The 24,773-nt window shown below is 41.1% G+C and carries 23 protein-coding genes and 1 other annotated feature; of the genes, 4 read left to right on the forward strand and 19 right to left on the reverse strand.

Annotated elements, in window-relative coordinates:
• The first annotated feature begins 82 nt into the window (after positions 1–82).
• A complete protein-coding gene (locus JOC74_RS18805; protein ID WP_053603835.1) occupies positions 83–361 on the forward strand; it encodes a YtzH-like family protein in 279 nt (92 codons plus the stop codon).
• On the opposite strand, the gene JOC74_RS18810 is transcribed toward JOC74_RS18805, so the two are convergent.
• The 4 genes from JOC74_RS18810 to thpR all read right to left on the reverse strand — a co-directional run bounded on the left by JOC74_RS18810 (position 352) and on the right by thpR (position 5,180).
• A complete protein-coding gene (locus JOC74_RS18810) occupies positions 352–1,155 on the reverse strand; it encodes a phosphotransferase family protein (protein ID WP_053603836.1) in 804 nt (267 codons plus the stop codon). The genes JOC74_RS18805 and JOC74_RS18810 overlap by 10 nt on opposite strands.
• A 182-nt stretch (positions 1,156–1,337) precedes the next feature.
• A complete protein-coding gene (gene pulA, locus JOC74_RS18815; RefSeq protein ID WP_053603837.1) occupies positions 1,338–3,458 on the reverse strand; it encodes a type I pullulanase in 2,121 nt (706 codons plus the stop codon).
• Between the two features lie 220 nt (positions 3,459–3,678).
• Positions 3,679–4,605, reverse strand: coding sequence for a hypothetical protein (locus tag JOC74_RS18820; RefSeq protein WP_211086252.1), 927 nt, complete (start codon positions 4,603–4,605; stop codon positions 3,679–3,681).
• 2 nt (positions 4,606–4,607) lie between these two features.
• Positions 4,608–5,180: an RNA 2',3'-cyclic phosphodiesterase gene (gene thpR, locus JOC74_RS18825; protein WP_053603839.1), complete on the reverse strand. Its 573-nt coding sequence runs from the start codon at positions 5,178–5,180 to the stop codon at positions 4,608–4,610.
• A gap of 119 nt (positions 5,181–5,299) precedes the next feature.
• Here thpR and cysK point away from each other — a divergent pair, with 119 nt between their 5' ends.
• Positions 5,300–6,229, forward strand: a complete 930-nt coding sequence (cysK, locus tag JOC74_RS18830; RefSeq protein WP_053603840.1) for a cysteine synthase A — start codon at positions 5,300–5,302, stop codon at positions 6,227–6,229.
• 17 nt (positions 6,230–6,246) lie between these two features.
• Here cysK and JOC74_RS18835 read toward each other — a convergent pair whose 3' ends face one another.
• From JOC74_RS18835 to JOC74_RS18850, 4 genes are all read right to left on the reverse strand, one after another.
• Complete coding sequence (locus JOC74_RS18835; protein WP_225970356.1) at positions 6,247–7,446, reverse strand: MFS transporter; 1,200 nt, start codon at positions 7,444–7,446, stop codon at positions 6,247–6,249.
• Between the two features lie 193 nt (positions 7,447–7,639).
• A complete protein-coding gene (pepV, locus tag JOC74_RS18840; protein WP_053603841.1) occupies positions 7,640–9,034 on the reverse strand; it encodes a dipeptidase PepV in 1,395 nt (464 codons plus the stop codon).
• 67 nt (positions 9,035–9,101) lie between these two features.
• A complete protein-coding gene (locus tag JOC74_RS18845) occupies positions 9,102–10,208 on the reverse strand; it encodes an ABC transporter permease (protein WP_053603842.1) in 1,107 nt (368 codons plus the stop codon).
• A 17-nt stretch (positions 10,209–10,225) separates the two neighbouring features.
• Positions 10,226–10,942, reverse strand: a complete 717-nt coding sequence (locus JOC74_RS18850; protein WP_053603843.1) for an ABC transporter ATP-binding protein — start codon at positions 10,940–10,942, stop codon at positions 10,226–10,228.
• Positions 10,943–11,284: 342 nt separating this feature from the next.
• Here JOC74_RS18850 and JOC74_RS18855 point away from each other — a divergent pair, with 342 nt between their 5' ends.
• Complete coding sequence (locus tag JOC74_RS18855) at positions 11,285–11,506, forward strand: DeoR family transcriptional regulator (protein WP_053603844.1); 222 nt, start codon at positions 11,285–11,287, stop codon at positions 11,504–11,506.
• 44 nt (positions 11,507–11,550) lie between these two features.
• Here JOC74_RS18855 and JOC74_RS18860 read toward each other — a convergent pair whose 3' ends face one another.
• A complete protein-coding gene (locus JOC74_RS18860; RefSeq protein WP_053603845.1) occupies positions 11,551–12,264 on the reverse strand; it encodes a pseudouridine synthase in 714 nt (237 codons plus the stop codon).
• On the reverse strand, positions 12,265–13,899 hold the full coding sequence (gene murJ / locus JOC74_RS18865) for a lipid II flippase MurJ (protein WP_053603846.1): 1,635 nt from the start codon (positions 13,897–13,899) through the stop codon (positions 12,265–12,267). It lies immediately after the preceding gene.
• Between the two features lie 175 nt (positions 13,900–14,074).
• On the opposite strand from murJ, the gene JOC74_RS18870 reads away from it, so the two are divergent.
• On the forward strand, positions 14,075–15,340 hold the full coding sequence (locus tag JOC74_RS18870; RefSeq protein WP_098945230.1) for a BaiN/RdsA family NAD(P)/FAD-dependent oxidoreductase: 1,266 nt from the start codon (positions 14,075–14,077) through the stop codon (positions 15,338–15,340).
• 31 nt (positions 15,341–15,371) lie between these two features.
• Here JOC74_RS18870 and JOC74_RS18875 read toward each other — a convergent pair whose 3' ends face one another.
• The 9 genes from JOC74_RS18875 to JOC74_RS18915 all read right to left on the reverse strand — a co-directional run bounded on the left by JOC74_RS18875 (position 15,372) and on the right by JOC74_RS18915 (position 24,764).
• Positions 15,372–15,554 (reverse strand): sporulation protein Cse60, encoded by a 183-nt coding sequence (locus tag JOC74_RS18875; protein ID WP_053603848.1) that lies wholly within the window; start codon positions 15,552–15,554, stop codon positions 15,372–15,374.
• Between the two features lie 255 nt (positions 15,555–15,809).
• Positions 15,810–16,121, reverse strand: coding sequence for a rhodanese-like domain-containing protein (locus JOC74_RS18880; RefSeq protein ID WP_053603849.1), 312 nt, complete (start codon positions 16,119–16,121; stop codon positions 15,810–15,812).
• 131 nt (positions 16,122–16,252) lie between these two features.
• On the reverse strand, positions 16,253–17,221 hold the full coding sequence (locus JOC74_RS18885; RefSeq protein WP_053603850.1) for a sugar phosphate isomerase/epimerase family protein: 969 nt from the start codon (positions 17,219–17,221) through the stop codon (positions 16,253–16,255).
• A complete protein-coding gene (locus tag JOC74_RS18890) occupies positions 17,218–17,988 on the reverse strand; it encodes a sugar phosphate isomerase/epimerase family protein (RefSeq protein ID WP_053603851.1) in 771 nt (256 codons plus the stop codon). Before JOC74_RS18890 ends, JOC74_RS18885 begins: the two co-directional genes overlap by 4 nt.
• 12 nt (positions 17,989–18,000) lie before the next feature.
• A complete protein-coding gene (locus JOC74_RS18895; RefSeq protein ID WP_053606077.1) occupies positions 18,001–19,047 on the reverse strand; it encodes a Gfo/Idh/MocA family protein in 1,047 nt (348 codons plus the stop codon).
• A 258-nt stretch (positions 19,048–19,305) separates the two neighbouring features.
• Entirely contained in the window at positions 19,306–21,717 is a 2,412-nt protein-coding gene (gene leuS / locus JOC74_RS18900; protein WP_053603852.1) for a leucine--tRNA ligase, read from the reverse strand.
• Positions 21,718–21,819: 102 nt separating this feature from the next.
• Positions 21,820–22,030, reverse strand: a binding site (T-box leader).
• Between the two features lie 102 nt (positions 22,031–22,132).
• Positions 22,133–22,456, reverse strand: coding sequence for a DUF4257 domain-containing protein (locus JOC74_RS18905; RefSeq protein WP_053603853.1), 324 nt, complete (start codon positions 22,454–22,456; stop codon positions 22,133–22,135).
• A 285-nt stretch (positions 22,457–22,741) separates the two neighbouring features.
• A complete protein-coding gene (locus JOC74_RS18910; RefSeq protein ID WP_053603854.1) occupies positions 22,742–24,076 on the reverse strand; it encodes an ABC transporter permease in 1,335 nt (444 codons plus the stop codon).
• Positions 24,066–24,764, reverse strand: coding sequence for an ABC transporter ATP-binding protein (locus JOC74_RS18915; RefSeq protein WP_053603855.1), 699 nt, complete (start codon positions 24,762–24,764; stop codon positions 24,066–24,068). Before JOC74_RS18915 ends, JOC74_RS18910 begins: the two co-directional genes overlap by 11 nt.
• Positions 24,765–24,773 lie beyond the last annotated feature (9 nt).

The following is a 24,773-nucleotide window of genomic DNA, read 5'->3' on the forward strand; positions in this document are numbered from 1 at the left end:
CCTTTTTTAGGAACCGAACTAATGAATAAATAACGCTTGAAAAGAACAGTTTAAGTTTATGAAAACGAAGGGAAGTGAAAGCATGGGATTGAATTATTTTGATCAAGTTCATTTGCTGAAAGACATATTAGCTGCCCATCTATCAGATTGCTGCGGTACAACAGCTGAATACGAACAGCTGGAACGAATTATTAAGTCTCTAATGGTTAACACCGAACTTGATACAAACATGAAAAGCATACTTGGAGACATCTACAGGTACAGCCAATCCGGAATATCTGCAGCTTCTATGGACGGCCATATTTCCGAGCATCAAGAAAACCTGACCCATTGGATTAAAGAAATAGATTCCTACTCCTGACTCTCGAGCTTTATTAGCAATGTTTCCACTTTTTTCAAGGTTTGATGCAATTCATTTTCATTCTCTTTAGATACAGCCCAGAATAAATTTGAAAGCGTATCTGCAAGAACATACCATAACATACGTAAACGCAGTACGCTTGTTAATTCAACGCCGTATTGTAACAACCAGTTTCGCCACTCAGATTCCGCAATATAGTGATAAAGCAAAGGACCGAGATCGATGGCAGGATCAGCTATCACTGCTCCGTCCCAATCGATCAGATAAAGCTGATCATTATCTGCCAAAAGCCAATTATTATGGTTCAAATCTGAATGGCAAACTACCTTTTCGCTATGCCGGATTTGTTCAATATGTCCCTCTAGATAACGGAGGGCACGCTCAAGAAGCGGATGGCTGTATCGCAAATATGTAAAGTTATACTTTAGCTGCTCAACGACTGCATCTGGAGTCAGCGGATTTTTCCCGAGCCTTTTCAGCATATCCACCAGCTCTTTGGAACTATGAATTTTTTTAAGCAGCTCTGCAACCTGTTTTCCTTCCATATCTTTTGGCTTGAGTTCTCTTCCGCTCAGCCAATGTTGGGCTGTTATGACATCACCATTTTCCATTCGCTTTGTCCAAACCAGCTTAGGTACAATTCCTTCAGCAGACAAAACAGCTAAAAATGGTGAGCTGTTGCGCTTTAAGAAAAGTTTTTGTCCGTTATGTTTTGCTAAAAAAGCATCTCCTGTAGCACCTCCAGCAGGGAAAAGCTCCCACTCGCTACCAAGTAATTGTCCCAACCAGTTCATATCAATTTTCAACCCATCATTTCTGAATTATTTTAGTGACCCAAGAAGCATGGACTCTTATTATACAAAATCTTTAATAAAATAAAAAAGACAGCTATTGATGAGTCTTTGTGCTAAGCAATAGCCGTCATATAAATATTATCTCTATCTACAGAGCTTCGTCAAGTAAAACAAGAAAATTCCTACGTATGATAAAGGACATAAGTACCAATTTCGCTAATTTCCAATGAATGGGTAACTGTAGTCTCTCCCAAATCGAATGAGTAAGGGTCACAGACGAGCGTATACCGCTTGTTTGAAGGCAAGGAGACTATTTCCCTTTCCCTTTGATTGTGGTGAATGACAATGATCTCTTTCCACTCATCAATTGTTTCAAGAGAATGAAGCCTGTAAGCAATTAGACCTGGTGTATTTTCTCCAAAAAACTCAAGGTGATTGGACTCTAATGAAGAGTGAAACCTGAAGGCGGGATGCTGCTTCCTTAATGCTGCCATTTTCTTAAAGTAACTGATATCCTCATGGAATGCCGCCCTTTTGTCCCAATCGATTTGATTGACACCATCACCAGCACAATAACTGTTTTCATGTCCGAATTTTGTACGGTAAAACTCCTGGCCGCTATGAATAAACGGAATGCCCGGTGATAATAAAACGATTGAGAGAGCTAACCGCTGTCTAAGCCTCTTCGTTTGATCGTTCTCTTCGGAACACGCTTTCGCCATTTTATCCCAAAATGTATGATTATCATGCGATTCTACATAATTAACAGATTGTGTTGACGGGATGCCCTTCCCTGCAATCTCTTGCTTCAAAGGATCAATTTTTCTGCTATTGCCTAAGGCAAATCCCCGATCCTGCAAGGAAAATGTACTCCCTTTTACCGAGTCTCGAAATTTATCGTTGAAAAATCCGATCCCCTCAAGCTTATGTGAATTCGTAATAATCGCTTTCTCATGATCTGCGAGCGGCGTTGCCAAATTCCAACCTTCTCCGAAAATTAACATGCCCGGTTTGACTTCATTCAATCTTTTTTTGATCTGCATCATCGTTTCTATATCCAATATCCCCATAAGGTCAAACCTTAATCCGTCCACATCGTATTCCTTTACCCAATGTTCAATTGAGTCAATGATGTACCTTCTTGCCATCAGCCTTTCGGAAGCGATATCATTTCCTACTCCCGTTCCGTTTGAAGGCGTGCCGTTTTCGTCATACCTGAAATAATATCCAGGCACCGTAAGCTCAAAGGGAGATTTCAGATGATCGTAGACGTGATTGTAAACGACATCCATGATGACGCCTAATCCTTTTTTATGGAGAGCCTGTATAGCTTTTTTTAATTCAATGATTCTGTTGTAAGGATCTTCGGGATTCGTTGCATAGCTTCCTTCCGGCGCATTAAAATGAATTGGATTGTATCCCCAATTGTATGATTCAGATGGATTGTTTTCATCCACGCCGCCAAAATCATTAAATGGAAGCAATTCAATATGGGTCACACCAATTTCTTTTACGTATGCGACACCGGTAGAATACCCTTCATTGTTGGTCGTTTCGTACTCAGTAAAAGCTAAATATTTACCATTGTTCGATATCCCGCTATTAGGATGTATGGAAAAATCCCGAATATGAGTTTCATAAATAATCGCATCAGTAGGGTGTTTCAGGATTACAGGATTGTGCCTTGTGACTGCCGTTTTTTGCGGATCGATCACAATTCCCTCTTTTCCGTTTGCGGTTACTGCTTCAGCATAAGGATCCACAGTCAGGTTCCACTGAAGATTCACGCAAACCTCGTAAAGATATTCCCAGCCCTCGATGTTTCTGCTCACGACTGCCTCAAAAACACCACGATCCTTCCTGATCATTGGAAAAATAAATTCTTCTTCAGTTGCTGTGTTTTTCAATCTTACTTTTGAAGCGGTAGCAGTTGGAGCCCAAAGCCTGAAGATTGATTTTGATGCGTGGTAGATACAGCCAAGCTTTTCTTCATAATAATAAGCTTCGTCAAATTCTTTCGTTCGTATGACTGCTCCCGTTTGCAAATCGGTCCGCTGCTTTGATGAAGAAAACAGATAGTAAGTTGCTCCGAGTGTTAGCGGGGCACCGACTTTTACAATATATTTCACATGGGTTCCAATCGATTCCGAAGAAACGACAGAAAGCTCCTTTAATTGGCTATTCGGGTCTTTTCCAATATAAAACGGAGGAGTATACGTGTTTCTCTGCTTTTCGGGAACTAATATCGTAATAACATCCAATTGATCCAAATAGGCTTCAAACTCTCTTTTCACACTTACCATTTGGTCTCTCTCCTTCACCCATCTGCAATTTTTTATGGTTAACGCAAGTCCTGTTCAAAAAAGAAACAGCTTCTAGAAAAATCATTACCCAAATCAGCAGGTGCGAAACGCAGAAAAAATAATATCGACTTCATTTTTTTACAAAAGGAAAGAAACAGCATCTCTTTCCACAGCCATTCCCATTAACAGCTTATGCTATTTTTCGATTCATGTTCAGGCTCTAAGAGTCCAACCATTCCTTCCTATCATGTGAACGGGATTCCCCGTGGTACAGAAGCTGTCTTGCCGCAGATATTTGTTTTGACTTAATCGGCGCCGTATTTTTCTGCTGCTTTGTCAGCCACTCCCGCCAATTTCTCTTATCTACTATACTCAGCCCAAATGGCAAATCCGGATAATCAATATAAGAAGTTCGGCTGATAATCAGTTTCTCAATCGGCAGGTCGATTGCTTTTTCATTTAAAATATTCGCGAGGACTTTTTCTGTCCGAAAAAGGCTGGCACAAGGATTTAAAACGTTACGTGTTCCGTTTTGAAACCGTTCCTCCCAAAAACGATTTTTTGATCCTAAAAACACACTTTCTCTTTCATTTCGTCCTTCTAAAAATACGACGCAGTAAATTTTTAACGGGGCCAGCAGAACAACCGTTAATTCGACAGCCGCTTTTCTAACCTTTAATACTGGTTTATATAAAATGAAATAGGAATCAGGCAAGGACTGGGCGAGTATTTCCAGCTCCTTATCCAGATAGACTTCATGCTGTATGCTTGAAATCTGGCTTATCGTAGAGCTGGCCCATTTCAGCTGAAAACGATAAATATATTCTTTAAAAGCTTCAGCTCGTTTTCTGTCTGATGTAAGCAAGTCAACATTCAGGCCGGTTCCTTCAGAAAATTCTTTATGAAACCATTCATATTTCTTATCTGTCTCAGCTGCGGAACGTTTTTTTCCTCTTTTGAAAGAAAAGATATTGCCTTTCGTTGTTTTTTCAGATTCGTCCTTCTCTTCTGTAAAAAAGCCATTCTCACACGCTTTTTGCAAAGACTCCCATCTTTCTTTTTTTAAGCGGATAAATTGATTCGTATATTGATTGGTGTTCATTTCATATCTAGAGATATAATCATACAATTTCAGAATTTGCCCCATTGTTAAAAAGACGATCCTTTCAATTCAGAAGTATAAATTGATTCATACATCGGTGACTTGTTTAGATGAGTTTTAAAAATCGTAATTCGATCAAATAAATCTTTCATATCAAGGTCAAACAGCTGATCAGCTTCCGCGTTTCCCGGATATGACCCTTCTTGCTTCCACTTTTTCGCAATTGTTACATGAGGTTTAAATGGGCGCTTTTCGATATAGAATCCGGCTTCTTCCGCCACTTGCTTCACTTCCTCCCTCAAGTCCATAAGTGCATCCGAGTGCTCTGGCCTGATAAAGAAAATACGCGGACGCCTGGCATCGCCAAACACGTTTGTATGCATAAAATGAAGAGGAATCCTTTCTGTTTTACCAGCTATTTCTTTAATATTTTTGGCTACTATATGTAACTGAGCATCATCAGATTTTCCTAAAAAAACTAAGGTTAAGTGATAGTCGGCAGGATGCACATATTTTCCAAACGAAAAGGCAGGTGATTGCACCAGTTTTTCGTGGATTTGTTCAGCCATCGGCATAGGAAAAGGGATGCCGATAAAGTAATGATAGGTATTGTTATCCATATCAAGTCTCCTTCTAAGTCTATTTTAGCAAATATTATAAGCAGTTCCTCAGTATCTTCTCCATTTTATTGGTATTATAATAGGAAAATACAAGAGATTAGTGAAGGGATGGAGCGTGAGTGGCCATTTATGATAATATTGCAGACCTTATCGGCAATACGCCTTTGATCCGCTTAAATAAACTACAGCCTGAAAATGCAGCGGAGGTCTACATCAAGCTCGAAGCATTTAATCCGAGTAAAAGCGTAAAGGACAGGGCTGCCTACAATATGATCATTGAAGCAGAAAAAAACGGAGACTTGAAGCCCGGTGCCACAATCATTGAACCGACAAGCGGCAACACCGGCATAGGACTGGCTATGAATGCAGCGGCAAGGGGATACAAAGCGATTTTAGTCATGCCGGATACAATGACCAAAGAACGCATAAACCTTCTGAAAGCCTATGGCGCTGAAGTCGTATTGACTCCCGGAGATGAACGGATGCCGGGAAGCATAAAAAAAGCAAAAGAGATCGCCGCGAAAATTCCGAACAGCTATATTCCGATGCAATTCGAAAATCCAGCAAATCCTGATGCACACCGGACTACCACCGCACTTGAAATTATTCAGGCACAGCAGCAAATCGGAAAGCCGTTAGCCGCATTCATTGCTACTGCCGGGACGGGTGGAACAATTACCGGTACTGGGGAAACGCTAAAGAATCATTTTCCCAAACTTGCAATTCATGTCGTTGAGCCAGCCGGATCTCCAGTATTATCAGGCGGAGAGCCAGGAAAACATAAGCTTGTCGGTACGAGTCCTGGATTTATACCAGACATCTTGAACCAGAACGTTTATGATGAAATCGTCAAAATCAAGGACGAGGATGCTTATCGAATCACAAGATTGCTCGCGAAACAAGAAGGCATACTTGTCGGACCATCCTCAGGAGCTGCATGCTTTGCAGCGATTGAAGCAGCCCAAAAATTCTCACCCGATCAAATTGTGATTGCAATGATGGCAGATACAGGTGAGCGTTATTTGTCCGGAGATTTATTCACACAATAAAATCAGGAGCCACCCTTCTAAGAAAGGGTGGCTGAATAGTCTCTGCCCTTATTTTTCCCTACCATTTTCACAGCAATCATGATAGATAAAGAAAGCGTGGACAAAATGCCAAAGAATAAATATACATACAGGGAAGAATATTTCTCTAATATTATCCCTCCTACGAATGTACAAAACCAGTTGCCTAGTCCGTTTCCGAAGGCGGAATATATACTTATTGCTGTCGCCCCTAATTCAACAGGAGCAATTTGCTTTACATATTGAAGCGCTGCCGGAATAAATAAGCCAACAGAAAAACCCTGAGTGACAGCCGTTGCATAAACAAGCCAGACCGGGGGATCAAAAAAATAAAAAAACCATCGAATGCTTGCCACAATAATGGAGAGGATTAACACATTTTCTATGCCTATACGCTGAATCCATCCCCCGGCCACTTTCATAAACGGTGCTTCGCTTCCAGCTGCCAACAAAAAGGCAATTCCCACTCCCGCAAGAGTGCCGCCGATTTCATCGATAAAAATTCCGAAAAAGATATTATGCGCTAAAATCGGACCCATCATCAGAAATGCGGATACTAAAAAAAACACATACCGCGGAATTTTTGATAATTTCTTTATTCCTTCTTTCAGATTCACCTTCATCTGTACCGTCTCTTTTGGCAGCCTGATGACAAGTAAAGCTGAAATAAATAAAAACAATGTGTAGAGATAAAAAATAATAGAAAGAGTAAAGATTTCCGCAAGCCTTCCAGCAATAAATACTGCAAGAGCAAATCCTATTGCTCCCCATAGCCTGATTGAGCCATATGAGATATTCACTTTTTGGGCATAGCTGATCGATATGCTGTCGGAAAGGGGGATGATCGCACTTTGAAAGAATGCCAGGAAAAATGATATAACAATAAACCACTCAAATGAATCACTAAAGGAAAAAACCATTGTAAAAGCGCCTGTGCCGATCAAAGCGGTGGTCAGCAAAGCGGTCGGTTTCTTTGTGATATCGCTGAAAATCCCCCACATTGGCTGAATAAAAATCATGACGACCGGAAAAAGCGACAGTATGAGTCCGATTTGACTTCCCGTAAGGCCAGATGACTCTTTTAAATACACTGATAATAACGGGTAAAAGGAGCCATAGCCCAAAAAGAATAAAAAATAGTAGCTGTAAAACATTTTTGTAGAATTCGCTTCTGCCACAGAAACAGAATTGTTTTTCATCAAAAAGCCTTCTTTCCTTAAAATGAAACTTTTATTGTCGGGGAGTGCTATGGCGCTCCTCCGCTAATTGTAAGCCCGCATCAGAATTTTACGGTTCCTGATATTTCGGGAGCATTTTAGAAACGAAAACCGCTCTCTGTATGAGAACGGTTAATCCTATATTATATTACCATAATCTCAGGATCTTCTCAGCTTATCTTGCAAGTTCATAAATCGCCTGTGCGTAAAGAGAAGCCGCTTTCAACAGGTCATCAATTTCGATATATTCGTCCGATTGATGTGCTGTATCTGGTTTACCTGGAAATAAAGGACCAAAAGCTACACCGGATTCAAGTGATCGTGCATAGGTCGCCCCGCCAATTGAAATTAAATCCGCTGTCTTGCCTGTCTGCTCTTCATACACTTTTTTTAGGACAGTAATCAGCTGATGGTCTTCCGCCACGTGATGAGGCTTGCTGTAGTGAAAGTTCTCTAAACGGAACTGGTCAAGATCTTCAAACGCTTTTTTAATCCGATCACTCGTCTCAGAAACTGGATAGCGGATGTTTACTCCTGCCTTGCCCCCTTGTTCGAGGTTGTATTCGAGAATTCCTACATTCAGCGTCAGCTCCCCGCTTATGCTGTCCTTGCAGTCAATTCCAAGCTTTCTCCCTCTCGTATCATTAAAAAATAACGAAAGAATTTGTTCAAAAAACGCTTTGCTGTTTTCATCCAAATCGAACCGAACCAAAAAATCCGCGAGCACAAGGCCGGCATTCACTCCATTGTCAGGCTCTGCCGCATGGGCAGACTTTCCCTTTAACTGAATGTAGAGTAAATCTTCTTTTTCTTCGATCTTGCCGGAAAGCTTTCCGTTTTCTAAAAAACCATTGAATTCCCGCTTGATCTGTTCCTTATTTTTTGTTTGAAGTCGAGCCTCGGCTATTCCCGGAACCATATTTAACCGAAGGCCAGATGAAAAGGAGTGCAGCACAGTCGAACCATTCTTATATGTATCTCCATCATTGTCTTTTTTTAAGTAAAAATCAATAAGCCCTTTTTCGGAATTTATTATGGGAAAATCGGCATCAGGGGCAAATCCGAGGACAGGCATTTCCTCGTGCTTAAAATAGTGCTTTACACAATTCCAATCACTTTCTTCATCGGTGCCGATAATGAGGCGAACGCGTTTTTTCAAGGAAAGATTCAGTTCCTTTACAATTTTAAGCGCATAATAGGCCGCCATTGTCGGTCCCTTATCGTCGATCGCTCCTCTTGCAAAAATCTTGCCGTCTCGTATTTCAGCCGAAAAAGGATCGCTTGTCCAATTATCACCTGGGGGTACCACATCAATATGGCACAGCACTCCGACAATTTCTTCGCCTTCGCCCCATTCAATGTGAGCAGCGTAACCGTCTAAATTTTTTACGGTAAACCCGTCAGACTCTGCTTTTTGGAGAAGGAATTGTAAGCAGCGGGCAATTCCGGCCCCAAATGGCTTTTTTTGCGCGGCTGTTGCTTTATCAAGCACACTCTCTATCTGCAGCAGCATTTGCGTATCCTTTACAAGCTCCTCTTTTCTTTTGAACACTTCGTTTACCCAATTCATCATGGATCTCCTTTCAGGCAATTAATAGCTTTACCCATTGTACCTTTATCTTCCAACGGAATACAAGCTACAGGAATGCCGTGGCAAATAGAATGATCAGGCACCACGCAAGAGCCGGGTAATAAACAATCGCTACACTTTTTGCTTTTGCCTCGATAAAGGGATCGCTCATTCGATCAACGATACTTAAAAAAGATGTATTCATCACTTTGTCATAAATGATTGATAAAAAATAACGAAACAATATAGCAAATAAAAATGCGGCTAATATTTTCATCCACTGAGGACCAATAATAATTAAAGCAGTAAAAAGGCTAATCGTTTGCATTAAATTCCATTTATACTCATTATTCCGAATCAAAACCTTAAAAAATAGTTCTTTACACCCGTATTCAATTGTCCTTTTTTGATAGATTCGCTTGGAATTTTTAAATAGAATCGGTTTTCTTTTTATTTTTTTTGAAGGTTTACCTAGATTCACATCCCGGCTTAATGAAAAGAAGAAGTGAGTAAAGAACAATTTTTTCTGCTCTTGCCGGAAAACGTCGTCAAAGAAATCTTCCGCTCCAGTTGTTATTTTTAAACGATAATAAATGATTCCATATATAAAAACGAGCAGCAGGGCCAGTAGTATATAACTATTCAAATAGGTCATTAAAGCGTATACAGCTGCAAAAACGACAAGCTGGCATAGCGTAACGTACAACGGAGAGATATGGCGTTTCAGATTTGCTGTCAGCACATTGACAGCGAAAAAAACCCCCATGATCAGAGCTGTATAGTAAAACGAATAATGAAAATACTTTAGTAAAAATGGCGCATACACAAGAAGGATCAATATCCATTTAAAAAATAGTACAGCAACGGAGTACCAATACGCAAAGATCTTCAATTCTTTGACCGTCTTCTTCATCTGCAGCAGATAAAGTTGATCAGCCTCCAATAAAAAGGTATGCATTGAACCGAATAAACCAAGCAATGCGAGCGAAGCATAGAACCAAGGCCACCCTGTATTTTCAAGCCAGACAATTTCTACGCTGCCATTGTAGATACCGATGTAATGGTAAATGAACACACCAAGAGCCGGGAGCACAAGGTAAAGAGCAACTGTCCAATCGATAACTAAACGAATGACCTTCAATTGATAAACGCTGTGGGCTTTCAGCCTGCTCAAGAATAGATTTCTCCCCATCAGTTGGTATTACCTTTCACTGTGTGATAAAAACAGTCCATAAGCGACGCATCCTTCAGCCTCGCTTTTTCGTTCAGCTCAGCCAGTGTTCCCTCAACGATCATCGTTCCTTTCGAAAGAAAAAGAAAACGGTCGCATACTTTTTCAGCCGTATCTAACACATGTGTACACATCAGTATTCCCGCGCCTCTTTTCTGTTCTTCTCTCAGCTTTTCCAAAAGCATACGATAGGAAATGGGATCTAGCCCGATAAACGGCTCGTCAATGATGTATAAGTCGGGTTCTATGAGAAAAGCCTGGATGAGCATCAGCTTTTGCTGCATACCTTTTGAGAATTCTTTGGGAAAGCCATGGACCGCTTCCTCAAGCGAAAACATATGTATAAGGTCCATCGCCTTCTTTTCAAACTCATCATCCTTTATTCCGAACAACGCAGCTATAATATCAAGATGTTCCCACAGAGTCAGCTCATCATAGAAACTCGGCTGCTCGGGGACATAGGCATATCTTGCATTTTGCTTAAACGCGATTGAGCTTTCGTGAAATTTATTAATTCCTAAAATGGTTTTTATGGTCGTGCTTTTACCGGCTCCATTCGGTCCGATTAATCCTACAAACTCTCCTTCTGCAACAGTAAAATGAATATTGTTAATCACCGATAAGTTGTTTCTCTCATAGCCAACAGCATCAATATGAACTTGAAGAATGTCATTCATCTCTATCACCTCTTTTAGGGAAATACGAATCTAACTTGAAAAAAGTTTCATATAATAAAGTAAACACGGGGTTTATTTACATCCCTGATGATAAAAATTCATCATCTTATATGGTAGAAAAAATAAATGAACTTTCTTTTATATAAGGTTAATAATATTAAAATTCTGTTAATTCAACTTTTTACCTATATATTTTTATAGAAAATCGTGTATAATATATGTATAAATTTTTATATAGTAGTTACAGCTTATTTATGTTGTCTTGTCCGCCTTTAGATTATGGTGTTGTATGTTTCCCGGTTGAATCAAGTCCATTCGATCATAATGATAGGGAGTGGTTTTTTGAAACCTTCAACAAACCGTATGCTAACCAGGATCAAATCAGTTTACATGTTCATCCAGGAAAAAGGTACGGTGACTACCCAAGAGCTCGTTGACGAATTTGGCATTACACCTAGAACGATACAGCGTGATTTAAATGTGCTGGCTTATAACGAATTAGTTCATAGTCCCAGCAGGGGCAAATGGGAGACAACAAGGAAAAAAGTAAGATTGCAAGCATAGAAATTACATAAGACACTCCTATTTTGGAGTGTCTTTTATGAATTCTATGAGCCTTGCAGCAGCTCCAGCTCTTTTTGTGTAAGCTCCCGATAATCTCCTTTGCCAAGCATCGGGTCCAGCTTTACATTTCCCATTGATAATCTCTTTAAGAAAATCACTTCATTTTGAACCGCTTTTGCCATTCGCTTAATTTGATGAAATTTTCCTTCCGTTATGGTTAAATGAATTTCGGTGAGCGAGTTTTCATTATGAAGCTTTTCAACCTTCGCCGGCTTGGTTTTATATTCCTCATCAATCCATACCCCGGATTCCAATTGATCGATATCCACTTCTTCCAAAGGTTTCTTTAAACGTACCAGATACGTCTTTGCTACGTGTTTTTTCGGTGAAAGAAGTTGATGGGCGAGTACTCCATCGTTTGTGAGCAGCAACAAACCTTCTGTATCCTTATCCAATCGTCCAACCGGAAACAAATCAAAATGCCCGCAGCCCTCATCCAGCAAATCGACGACTGTTTTTTGCCTGGCATCCTCAGTAGCTGAAAGGACTCCAGGAGGCTTATTCATCATTAAATAGATAAACTCACGGTAAACCACCCGTTCTCCATGAACCGTCACCGTCTCCATTTCCAAATCAATCTGAGAATCCGAATTCTTGACCGCTTGTTCATTGATACGTACTGCCCCAGATTTGATGAGTTTTTTCACGTCCTTTCTCGAGCCAAAACCGGTATGGGACAGGAGCTTGTCCAGTCTCATTTACTCCTTCCCCCTTCTGTGCTTGATTAATGAGGAAACGTTTGCCCCCAAAATTCTTTCGATTAAATGAAGGCGGTAAGCGAGAACCAAATATACCGCTCCACCCACAATCGCACTGATAAGCAGGATAATCCCCGCTTGTGCAAGGCTCTCTTGGTACGAAAGGAAAAATGATAGGCCCCACTGTGTGAGCAAGACAAAAATCCCCATGACCCCTGTCAGTATTAACATCAAGCAAGATCGTTTCACTACTTTTTTATACGAGTAGCCAGCATGGCGCTTGATCATAATAAATCCGTAAAGCAGTGAAGCTCCGTAGCCGAGGGTTGTCGCCAAAATAGAACCATAGCCTTGAAAAAGACCAATTAACGGAACATTCAGCACAATTTTTATCAATATTCCGATCAAAAGACTGACGACGGCAAATTTTTGCTTGTTAATCCCCTGCAATATTGCCGCATTTACTGTAAACAAAGCAAAAAGCAAGGCAACAGGCGAATACCAAAAAAGAATCGGCTGTCCCATCTCAGGATGTAAATTATCTGATCCGTAAAATAAATAATAAGCTGGTCCTGATAATAGCGATAAACCAGCTACTGCAGGAAATAGCAAAAAGAGGATCAACTGCATCGTTTGGTCAATCTGCTTATTTAACAGCCTGAAATTTCGCTCTGTGAATGATTCTGTTATTGTCGGAATAAGAGTTAATCCAAATGCTGTCGCAAGTGAGACCGGAATCATAATCAGCTTCGGTACATAAAGGGTTACAATCGCAACCATCGTCTGGCTGATGTCCGCAAAACCTGCAGCGATCATTGCTTTATTAAACGTATTCGTATCAATATACGTATAAAGAGGAATCGCAAGACCGACGAATACGAATGGAAGTGCATAGCTGTATAGTTCAGTAAACATTCGGACATAGGACAAATTTGCCGATGGGATTGTATTTTGTTTCATCGCAAGCAGCGAGGTGCTTCTTTTCTTCCAATAATAAATAAGTACAATTAAGCTTCCAAAGGCTCCGATTAGCGCAGCAAATGTTGCATATCCAACAGCGAGGACAAGCCCGCCGTTAATCACGTTTAAAATGATAAATGTCGCCGACAGCAAAAAGACGATCCTTACGATTTGCTCTACGACTTGTGAAACAGCCGTTGGTCCCATCATTTGATGTCCCTGAAAAAAACCTCTGACCAAGCTCATAATCGGAACGACAAGTAAAGCCAGGCTAACCATGCGAATGACGTAAATCGTATCATCAAGGGTAACTCCATTATTCTCCTTGCCGCCAAGAGCGGCTTCAGCTAAGTTAGGAGCCAGCATGTAAAGCAGCAAAAACGCGATCATGCCAGTAACGAGCATGACAGACATGCCCGCATGAAACATTTTTCTGCTCGTCTCATAATCGCCGATCGAATTATATTTTGAAACAAACTTTGATACAGCAGCAGGGAAACCCATTGTGGCAATACTTAAAAAGATTGTATATTGATTATATCCATATTGAAACAATGCTCCTCCGGTTACGCCCACCATTGCCCCAAACGGCACGATATAAAGCATTCCTAAAATTCTTGATATATATGTACCTAATGTTAAGATAAACGTTCCTCTCAACAATTTATTCGACATATGCCAATCACCATTTTTCTCGTCTAAGATTCAACTTTTCTATTTTACCATAAGTACGCGGCCAACTGGTAAGAATGTCTATTTAGAAAATAAAGGTGACATACATGAACTTTTAGAAACCGTCATTTTTCGTTATACTATAATTTCAAATATACAAAGAAAGACGGGATCCTGATTGTCTGCATATGACGTAATCGTAATAGGAGGAGGTCCTTCCGGGTTGATGGCGGCGATTGCTGCCGGCGAAAAAAAAGCCCGAGTGCTCCTTATTGATAAAGGTAACAAATTGGGAAGAAAGCTTGCAATTTCAGGCGGAGGCCGCTGCAATGTAACGAATCGGATGCCAATCGATGAGCTGATTCAGCATATTCCTGGAAACGGCCGTTTTTTATACAGCGCTTTCTCAGAATTTAATAATGAAGATATTATCAGGTTCTTTGAACATCTCGGAATCAAGCTGAAAGAGGAAGATCACGGGCGGATGTTCCCTGTATCCGATAAGGCACAAACAGTCGTGGATGTTTTGCTCAATCAGCTTAAGAAATATCGCGTACATATTCGAACAACTGAAAAAGTGAAATCAGTGATGTATGAAAATGGGCGTGCGAAAGGAATTATTACTGCGAATGATGAGGTAATAAAAGCGGGCGCTGTTGTCGTTGCTGTAGGCGGTAAAAGCGTTCCGCACACTGGAAGCACAGGGGATGGATACGTGTGGGCGGAAGCCGCAGGGCACCGGATTACTGAGCTTTTCCCCACCGAGGTTCCTATTACATCGAATGAGCCCTTTATTAAACAAAAAACGCTGCAAGGTTTATCGCTCAGAGATGCTGGTGTCAGCGTATTGAATAAAAAAGGCAAACCCGTCGTGACGCATGTGATGGATATGATTTTCACCCATTTCGGCCTGTCTGGTCCCGCTATTCTTCGATGCAGCCAGTTTGTCGTTAAGGAATTGAAAAAACAGGACCAAGTGAAGCTGAAAATTGATATTTTTCCAGCCATTCATAAAGAAGAGCTTTTACAAAAGATGACCAGTGATTTAAAAGCAGCGCCAAAAAAAGCCATCAAAAATGTGCTGAAACCATGGATGCAAGAGCGCTATTTATTATTTCTTTTTGAAAGAAACAAGATTCAGCCCGAGGACACCTATTCTACCTTGTCTAAAGAGAAATTCCGAGGCTTCATTCAAGATTGCAAGGAACTCATTGTCCGTGCGGATGGCACACTTTCGCTTGAAAAAGCGTTTGTGACCGGAGGGGGAGTCTCGGTAAAAGAAATTGATCCGAAGAAAATGGCATCGAAAAAGCAAGAAGGGCTTTATTTCTGCGGTGAAATTTTAGATATTCACGGATACACAGGCGGATATAATATTACTTCTGCACTCGTTACAGGCCGGCTAGCCGGCCTTAATTCCGCTGAATATGCTTTAAGCAAATAGGCTTTGGAGAAGAAATTCTCCAAAGCCTATTCTATTTACGGTAAATGATCATAGCTGAAAAACAATAGAGCTGCTCGCCTGTTGGATCACAAACAGCCGAAACCGTATATTTTATATCAATAAATTGATTATCGGATAACTCTTTTAAAAATTGATTGACTTCATTTTGAAGATCTTTTTCATGCTCTTCATCAAAAATGGCAACCTTCAACATCTTGTCCCTCCCCTTTCTCTACTATTATGACTATTTTTGTCCAAGTCAAAATATGAGAGAAAGTTAAGGAAAGATTGATATGTGACCCAAGGTGAATTAAACTGTTTCTGGGGAATTTGCACCGTTTCCGGCTTTATTTGCACCGGTCTCGGCTTTATTTGCACCGGTCCGGCGTTTATTGCACCGGTCCGGCGTTATTTGCACCATTCCCGGCTTTATTTGCACCGTTTCCGAGAGATTTATACAACCCCGACCTTACAGCTTAGGTTTAGTTTCGCCGGACCATTCGAGCATTCCGCCAACCATATTCGTTGAATTGATGCCATGCTCCTGCAAATAGAGACAAACGTTTTCGCTTCTTCGCCCGGAACGGCAAACAAATATATAGTCCTCGTTTTCAGCAAAAAAGTCCAGCTTTTCAGGAATGTCTCCCATACGGATATGAACGGCTTCAGGGATCATTCCCTCTGCCACTTCTTCATCCTCCCGTACATCAACGATATTTATCGTTTCTCCCCTTTCAAGCAGATCCTTTAGTTCATCAGGTGTTATTTCTTTTACGCTCATTTTCGCTCAGCTCCTTTTCATCATGTATTATAACAAACGAAAGGCTGCTCTTGCTATTTATGCCGCATTATCGGGCTGTAAAAAGAGTGTAAACGAAGAATCCTAGCACCTCCACTTATTGAAGTTTCCCTTTATGTCCACCACATTTGGGAAGGGCTTTCTGTTAATAACACTGATTTCAGATTCGTAACCGCGCGCTTAAACCCTTCTTCAATAGACATAAGAGGGTCTTCATGCTCAATGCTTACGGTTCCGTCGTACCCATAAATCCGCAGAGCACTCATGATATTCGACCACTCCTCAAGGCTGTGTCCGCAGCCGACTGACCGGAAGTTCCACGAACGGGTTTGAATCTCGCTATAAGGCTGCATATCCGTTAAGCCATAACGATTGATGTTGTCCTGATCCAAATAGGTATCCTTTGCATGAAAATGGTGAATCGCGTTTTCTTTGCCCAGTATTTTGATCGCTCCGACCGGATCAATGCCCTGCCACCAAAAATGGCTCGGATCGACATTGGCGCCAATGGCAGGAGATGTCGCTTCCCTCAGCTTAAGAATCGTATGCGGAGTATGGACTAAGAAGCCTCCGTGAAGCTCTATGCCGATTTTTACATTTGCTTTTTCAGCGATTTCGCCAATTTCCTTCCAATACGGGATTAATTTATTTTCCCACTGCCACGCAAGAATTTCGCCATATTCATTCGGCCACGGAGCTACCGGCCAATTCGGATGTTTCGCCTCTTCATCAGCACCAGGCGTACCGGAAAAACAATTGACGACCGGTACATTTGTCAGTTTTGCCAATTCAATCGTTTTTACCAGCGTTTGATGGGAGACCTCTCTAAATTCCGCATCTGGTGAAACAGGGTTTCCATGACAGCTGAAAGCACTGACAGTCAAGCCTCTTTTTTCAATTTCCTGCATATATGCTTCTCTTTTCTCACTGTTTTCCAACAGTTCATCAAGCGGACAATGTGCGTCTCCCGGATACCCGCCAGTACCGATTTCAACAGCATCAAGCCCTGATTCCTTCACGTAATCTAGCATTTCAGTAAACGTTTTCTCAGCAAACAATACAGTAAATACACCTAGTTTCATTGTGCAGACCTCATTTCTTTCAGAATAGAGTGTAAACGAAGGTAATTTTCCTCTGTTTCCACTAAAGGATCTTTCTCAAAATGCTCCTGCTCAACAATCAGCCACTCTACTTCTAATTTTGCAGCATAGGATGCAAATTTCAGCCAATCAATTTCACCGTTGCCGATCACAGTACTTACTGTTTTCCCCTCTTTTTTTGCTATATCCTTAACATGAAGAGATTTCAATCTGCTGCCAAGCTTCAGCATAATCGAAATAGGATCAAAGCCAGCATATTTTGCCCAGTAAACATCAAGCTCAAAGGAAACATAATCTGGTACTGTTTCCTTAGTTAACAGATCTAAGGGCAGCTTCCCTTCCACTTTGGAAAATTCAAAATCATGGTTGTGATAAGCAAGCGAGAAGCCTTCTCTCTGAACCTGTTCTCCTGCGATATTCAGCTTCTCCGCCAGCCGTTTGTAGTCATCTTTTGTTTTTCGTTCGTTTTCTTCTACATAAGGGACAATCAACAGACGGTTTCCAATCGTATGATGGTACTCCATCGTTTCTTGTATTTTCTCTTTTGAAAGCAGCTCCAGATCGACGTGGCTGCCTGCAGGATGTAAGGAATACATCTTGAGCAGGCGGAGAATTTCCTCAGAGGATTGATCATAAAAACCTGCAAACTGCACGCCTTCATATCCAAATGACGACACTCTTTCCATTACCTGCTCCACATTCTTAGCCAATAAGTCGCGAATGGTGTAAAGCTGCAAGCCAACTTTCACGAAAATTCCCCCTCATGTTATGTGGTTTTTATTTCTGTGCAACGGAATGAAGGATTTGCTTTCACTTGACTCTAAAGCAGCGAGAACGACTTCAATAGATTTTTTCGCATCCTCTCCATGAGATTCAGGTTGCTCATCGTTTTGAATACACCATACAAAATGGTCAATGACCTGCGAGCCAAATTGGCCTCCTGTATCATTCGTCTGGATGCCTCCAATATCATAAAAAATCTGTTCTCCGTTTTGATAATGAATTGTTAAAGAATAGTCCGGATGATCTTCAAGCCTTAACACAGCTTTTTCACCGTAAATCACAGTTGAATTGTCTTCCTTTTGATAAGACCAGCTGGCAGCAAGTGTTCCGATCGCTCCGGATTCCATTCGCAGAATACAGACAGCATTATCATCAACATCAGCAGCTTTTTTTGACAAGGTGTCAACGAAGCCTGCTACTTCATTCACTTCATCGCCTAGAATAAAACGAATTAAATCTGCCTTATGTACGCCTAAATCACCCATTGCCCCGATATATGCTTCATGTTTTCTGAAAAACCAGCTGTTTTGTCCATCTACACTCCAATTCTCAGGTCCCGGATGTCCAAAGGATGTTCGAAAGCTGACAACCTTGCCGATTTCCCCTTTGGCAATCAGCTCCTTCGCTTTTTGGTGAGATTTTACAAATCTTTGGTTGTGGGCGATCATTAATTTTTTCCCGTTTCGCTTCGCTGCTTCAATCATCATCTGGGCATCCTCTGCGCTTGTGGCCATCGGCTTTTCACAAAGCACATTACACCCTGCTTCCAGTCCGGCAATTGATATTTGTGCATGAAGGTAGTTAGGGGTGCAAACGCTAACAATATCGAGATCCTCATTGGCAAAAAGTTCTTGATAATCTGTATAAGCCTTTGTTTGATACAGGTCACCTGTTTGCTGTGCCCTTTCCTGATTCACATCACAAACAGCAGCAAGCTCGGTGTAGGGATTTGCAGCATACTCTGGCAGGTGACGAATCGTTGCAATTGATCCGCAGCCAATAACTCCAACTTTTAATTTTCCCAAAACTTTCTCCCCTTTCAAATGTAGCTCCTTTATAAAATAAAGTGTATCATGGAAGCGTTTTATTTTATACAGCAATATTTATTTTTGTAGGAAAAGATTCGCTTAGAGTTTTCAGCGAAATTTCAAATATATCGGCGATTTTTAAAATATATCAGCGAAAATAGAGTACTTATCGACGAAATATTAAATATATCGATTATTCGACAAAAATCGCGCAAAACAGAACCCCTTAAGCATGTTGCTTAAGGGGTTACTTGATTAATTTGCGACAATATTAACGAGCTTGCCTGGTACAGCAATAACTTTTCGGATCGTTTTACCTTCGATTTGGTCTTTGATTGCCTGATCGCTTAACGAGAGGTCTTCAAGCTCTTTCTTCGATGCATCAGCCGGGACATTCAGTTTGGCCTTCAGCTTTCCGTTGACTTGTATAACAATTTCTATAACGTCTTCCACAAGCTTGCTCTCATCGTAAGCAGGCCAAGCTTCGTAGCTGATTGTTTCTGTATAGCCCAACTTGCTCCAAAGCTCTTCAGCAAGGTGAGGAGCGACTGGAGAAAGAAGCTTAACAAAGCCTTCTGCGTACTCTTTTGGCAGCTTATCAGCTTTATTAGCCTCATTAACAAATACCATTAGCTGGGATATCGCCGTATTGAAGCGAAGGTCTTCATAATTTTCAGTGACCTTTTTAACGGTTTCGTGGTAGACACGCTCCAGCTGCTGTTCGGACGATTCGCTAATTTTGCTGCTAAGGCTGTCATCTCCCTCTATAAACAAACGCCATACACGGTCAAGGAAGCGGCGGGCTCCGTCCAGCCCTGTAGTAGACCAGGCAATTGATGCGTCAAGAGGACCCATGAACATTTCATACAACCGGAGAGTATCTGCTCCGTGAGATTTAATAATATCATCTGGGTTGACGACATTTCCTTTAGATTTGCTCATTTTTTCATTATTTTCTCCAAGAATCATTCCTTGGTTAAATAGCTTCATGAAAGGTTCCTTAGTAGGCACGACTCCAATATCATAAAGGAATTTATGCCAAAATCTCGCGTATAACAAATGCAGCACCGCATGCTCGGCTCCGCCAATATATATATCGACTGGCAGCCATTTTTTTAATTTTTCCGGGGAGGCAAGCTCACTTGGGTTATGCGGATCAATGTACCGCAAGAAGTACCAGCAGCTCCCTGCCCATTGCGGCATTGTATTGGTTTCTCTGCGTCCTTTTTTTCCGGTTTCCGGATCAGTTACTTCGACCCATTCCTTAATATTAGCGAGCGGTGATTCTCCCGTACCGCTTGGCTTAATTTCATTTGTTTTCGGAAGCAGCAATGGAAGCTCTTCTTCAGGTACCGCTGTCGAAGTTCCATCCTCCCAATGAATAATCGGAATAGGCTCGCCCCAATAACGTTGGCGGCTGAACAGCCAGTCGCGCAATCTGTAGGTGGTTTTTTTCTCGCCTGCTTTATTTTCTTCAAGCCATTCAATCATTTTTTCTATTGCTTCCTGTTTGCCAAGTCCGTTTAAAAAGCCGGAGTTCACGTGTTTTCCGTCACCTGTATAGGCTTCTTTTTCAACATTTCCTCCGCTTACAACTTCTATGATCGGAAGCTCAAATGCTTTTGCGAATTCATAATCGCGTTCGTCGTGCGCAGGTACCGCCATGATGGCTCCTGTACCGTATGAATAAAGGACATAATCTGCGATCCAAATTGGCATTTTCTCGCCGCTAACAGGATTGATTGCGTAAGCGCCTGTAAATACACCTGTTTTGGATTTAGCAAGATCTGTTCTTTCAAGATCGCTTTTTGCTTGTACCTCTTTCACATATGACGCTACAGCAGATTGCTGCTCAGCTGTTGTAATCTTTTCTATAAAAGGATGCTCTGGTGCAAGTACACAATAGGTAGCACCAAACAGTGTGTCAGGTCTCGTTGTAAAGGCGGTAAAGCTTTCATTATGTCCATCAATTTGGAAATGAACATGGGCTCCTTCAGAGCGGCCGATCCAGTTACGCTGCATGTCTTTCAAGCTTTCTGGCCAATCAAGCTCTTCTAAATCCTCTAATAAGCGATCTGCGTAAGCGGTAATTTTAAGAATCCATTGCCTCATCGGACGCCGTTCAACCGGATGGCCGCCCCGCTCACTTTTCCCGTCAATTACTTCTTCATTTGCCAAGACGGTTCCAAGAGCCGGACACCAGTTCACAGGCACTTCGTCTACGTAGGCCAAGCCTTTTTCATAAAGCTTAAGGAAGATCCACTGCGTCCACTTGTAATACTCAGGATCGGTTGTATTTACTTCACGGTCCCAATCATAAGAGAAGCCAAGCGCTTTAATTTGGCGGCGGAATGTATCGATGTTTTTCTTCGTAAAGACCGCTGGATCATTTCCCGTATCAATTGCATATTGCTCTGCAGGAAGACCGAACGCATCCCAGCCAATTGGGTGAAGGACATCGAAGCCCTGCATTCTTTTCATTCTTGATACGATATCTGTTGCTGTGTATCCTTCCGGATGGCCAACGTGAAGCCCCGCTCCTGAAGGGTACGGAAACATGTCTAGTGCATAAAATTTTTTATGATTATTTTCTTTTGTAGCAAAAGTTTTTTCTTCTTCCCATTTCTTTTGCCATTTTTTCTCGATTTGTTGATGAGAAAAACTCATAATCAAGACCTCCTTCTTCCATATTGCTTATATTACAAGATGGGAGATTTCCGCAAAAAATATTCAGATTATTACAAAAAAACAAATAACCCCTCATCCCTGAAAAGGGACGAGAGGGTTTCCCGCGGTACCACCCTTGTTAGCATACAAAAAACGCATACTCACTTGATATCAATAACGTTGATGGACGGCAATGCTTTATGAAACATTGCAACTCCGAGGCGAGTTCAGAATAAGCTTAATATTGACTTGCACCAACCGCCAATTCTCTAGAAAAAGCCAGTTTCTTACTATTCCTCTTCAATGTTCTTACTATAAGCTAATCTTACTAGTATTTTATAGAATTGTGTTCATAAGTGCAAGCAGATTTGTATAGAATGGAAATGTAGTGAAAAGTGAGAGTGTGAGGCGAGTCTTAGTGTGGAGTTTCGTCTTTCTTTTTGGGTTCATTTGTGTTTTGGTTCTGTTGTTCCCTTACAAAATCAAAGCTTCTGAGAACAGCTTCGCCGCTGTATCCGGCAACTATCGATAAAATGACAAGCTGAACACCTGACTCGGGATTAGCTGATAAGACGAGAAGGGCAGAGGCGATCATCCCGACAATTATGTCTTCAATAAACCCTAGATAAATAAATCTTTTGGTCATCCTCGGTTTTTCAATTCTTCCTTTCTTCTTTATGTGCCCAAGGATTCCCATCATCCCCCCGATCATACACGCAATAAGTACATGTTGCAGCATTCTATCATCATCACCTTCCTATAGTCTCTATAGACGCGGAAAGCCCACTACTCGTAAACGATGATTTGTTGTTAGCGGCAAATAATTATTTCATGTATTAATATTATAAACAAAAAAAGCTTGTTTCTTCCATTATATGTGTAAGATAGGGCTTCAATCTTGATTCAAATGAATTATTTTTCTAACAGTCATAATTACCTATTTTTTCAATATTTAGGACAAGCTTTCTTTTACTGCGAAAAAATCTTACCCCCTGCTTCTAATGAGCAGAGGGTAAAAAGGGTCTTACAATTCTCTTCTAAGCGCTGTAAGGACATTCGTTCTTGTAGCTTTTATCGCCGGGTTTAACCCTGATAGCGTCGCAATTCCTACGCTAATCACTGTCGCAATGATTACAAGTGTAATCGGGATATAAGAAAAGGTCATTTGAAAATCTTCACCAACTCCGCCTTCTACAGTGCTATTCAAGATTAACGGCAAGATGAAATTAACAGCTACGCTGACCACATAGGAAATAATGATACCAATAACGGAGCCAATCAAGCCGATAAACGTACTTTCCATCAAAAATATTTTTCTGATGATTCCTGGATCAGCCCCAACGGCTTTCATAATGCCGATTTCCTGCGTTCTTTCTGTCACAGCCATCGTCATCGTGTTAAATATGCCGATGGAAGAGATAATGATTGCAATTAATCCGACAAAGATAAGACCGACTTTAAAAATCGTGAAAAATACATTCATTTGATCCAACTGCTCAGTAACGGAGAATACAAGAAATCCATCGTCCTTAAGTGCATTCGTTACTTCAGTGACATTTTCAAGCTGATCCGCATATACATTTAATGTTTTAGCCATATTCCCATTTTCTTCACTTAAACCTAGGAAATTACCGATATCCCCTTGAAAGTCATTGCTAAGGTAAACCGATGAATCTTGTTGCCAATCGCGTGCTTTCTGTTCTGTAACCCCGACAACTTTAAAATCATAGGTTTTTTCTTGATCCGCTTGTCCCGTTTCAGGATTCGTTTTTGAAACCTTTAACTTGATGTTTTTCCCAACTATATCTTCCGGATATCCTTGAGGCTTGTCTATTTCCCCTTGTTGGGTCTCAGATATTTGTTCCGTTTGTTTATTGTAATCTTCTTGTTCCTGCTTCGTCCACAACTGACTTGCGAAATCATAGCCGACGACGATTTCATTGGCCGACTCAGGAATCTTTCCTTTTTCCAAAGCCATGTTTGACTTTAATTCTTCCTCCATGTCTGTAAAAACAATTTGTGCCTGATTATTCGTGCGATTATCTAAATTTGCTTCAACCGGCTCATAAACTTCTGTTCTTTCTACAATCGCTGCGACGTGCTCACGATTCTGATAGGAAGCCAAATCTTCTTTGGACGCTGCTTCCGCTTGTTCGCCTTTTCCTTCCACACTAATTTGAGTAACGGTCTGATTGCTAAGGATCTCATCCATCGCCATTTTCTGAATTCCAAATCCGACAGAGGCCAGAACAATGAGAAAAGCACAAGACATCGTCGTCGCTAAAATGGTCATAAAAACTCGCAATTTGTTTTTTTTCATATTTCTTCGGATAAACCGAATTTGATCACTAAACTTCAACAGATTCCCCTCCTTTTGTAAATGCACCATCGTGAAGGTGGTATTTTGTATCTGCAATCGAAGCCACTTCGTCATCGTGGGTAATGATGATAAAGGTGATGCCTCTTTCTCTGTTCAGCTGTTTGATGAAGCTCAAAACTTCTTCCTCTGTTTCCGAATCCAAGCTTCCTGTTGGTTCATCTGCCAATATAATCGAAGGATTTAAAATAAGTGCTCTTGCAATACTGACACGTTGCTGCTGCCCGCCTGACAGCTCGTTTGGATAATGGCCGCTGTGGTTTTCCAGTCCGACCCGTTTCAGCATGTCTTCGACTCTCGTTTTCCTTTCAGCTTTGCCGACACCTTTTAAGCTAAGCGGCAGTTCAATATTTTCATATGTCGTTAAGCCCGGAATTAACTGAAAGCTTTGAAAAATAAAACCGAAATGTTCCAGACGGAATCTGGCCCATTCTTTTTCATTAAAAGAAGTCACATCCGTCCCTTCGATTACGATTTGCCCTTTGGTCGGGCTTATGTAGCCTGAAATTAGATTAAGCAACGTAGACTTACCAGAGCCGCTTCGACCGACAACGCAGGCGATTTCCCCTTTTTTTACGGAAAGAGAAATGTTTTTCAATACAGGAATCTCATTTTCCCTTCCTTTTTTGCCAATTTTAAACGAATGAAAGACGTTTTTTACTTCAATCATAGGTTTATC

The organism is Bacillus capparidis, from assembly GCF_017832095.1.
GTDB classification, from domain to species: Bacteria; Bacillota; Bacilli; order Bacillales; family Bacillaceae; genus Bacillus; species Bacillus gobiensis.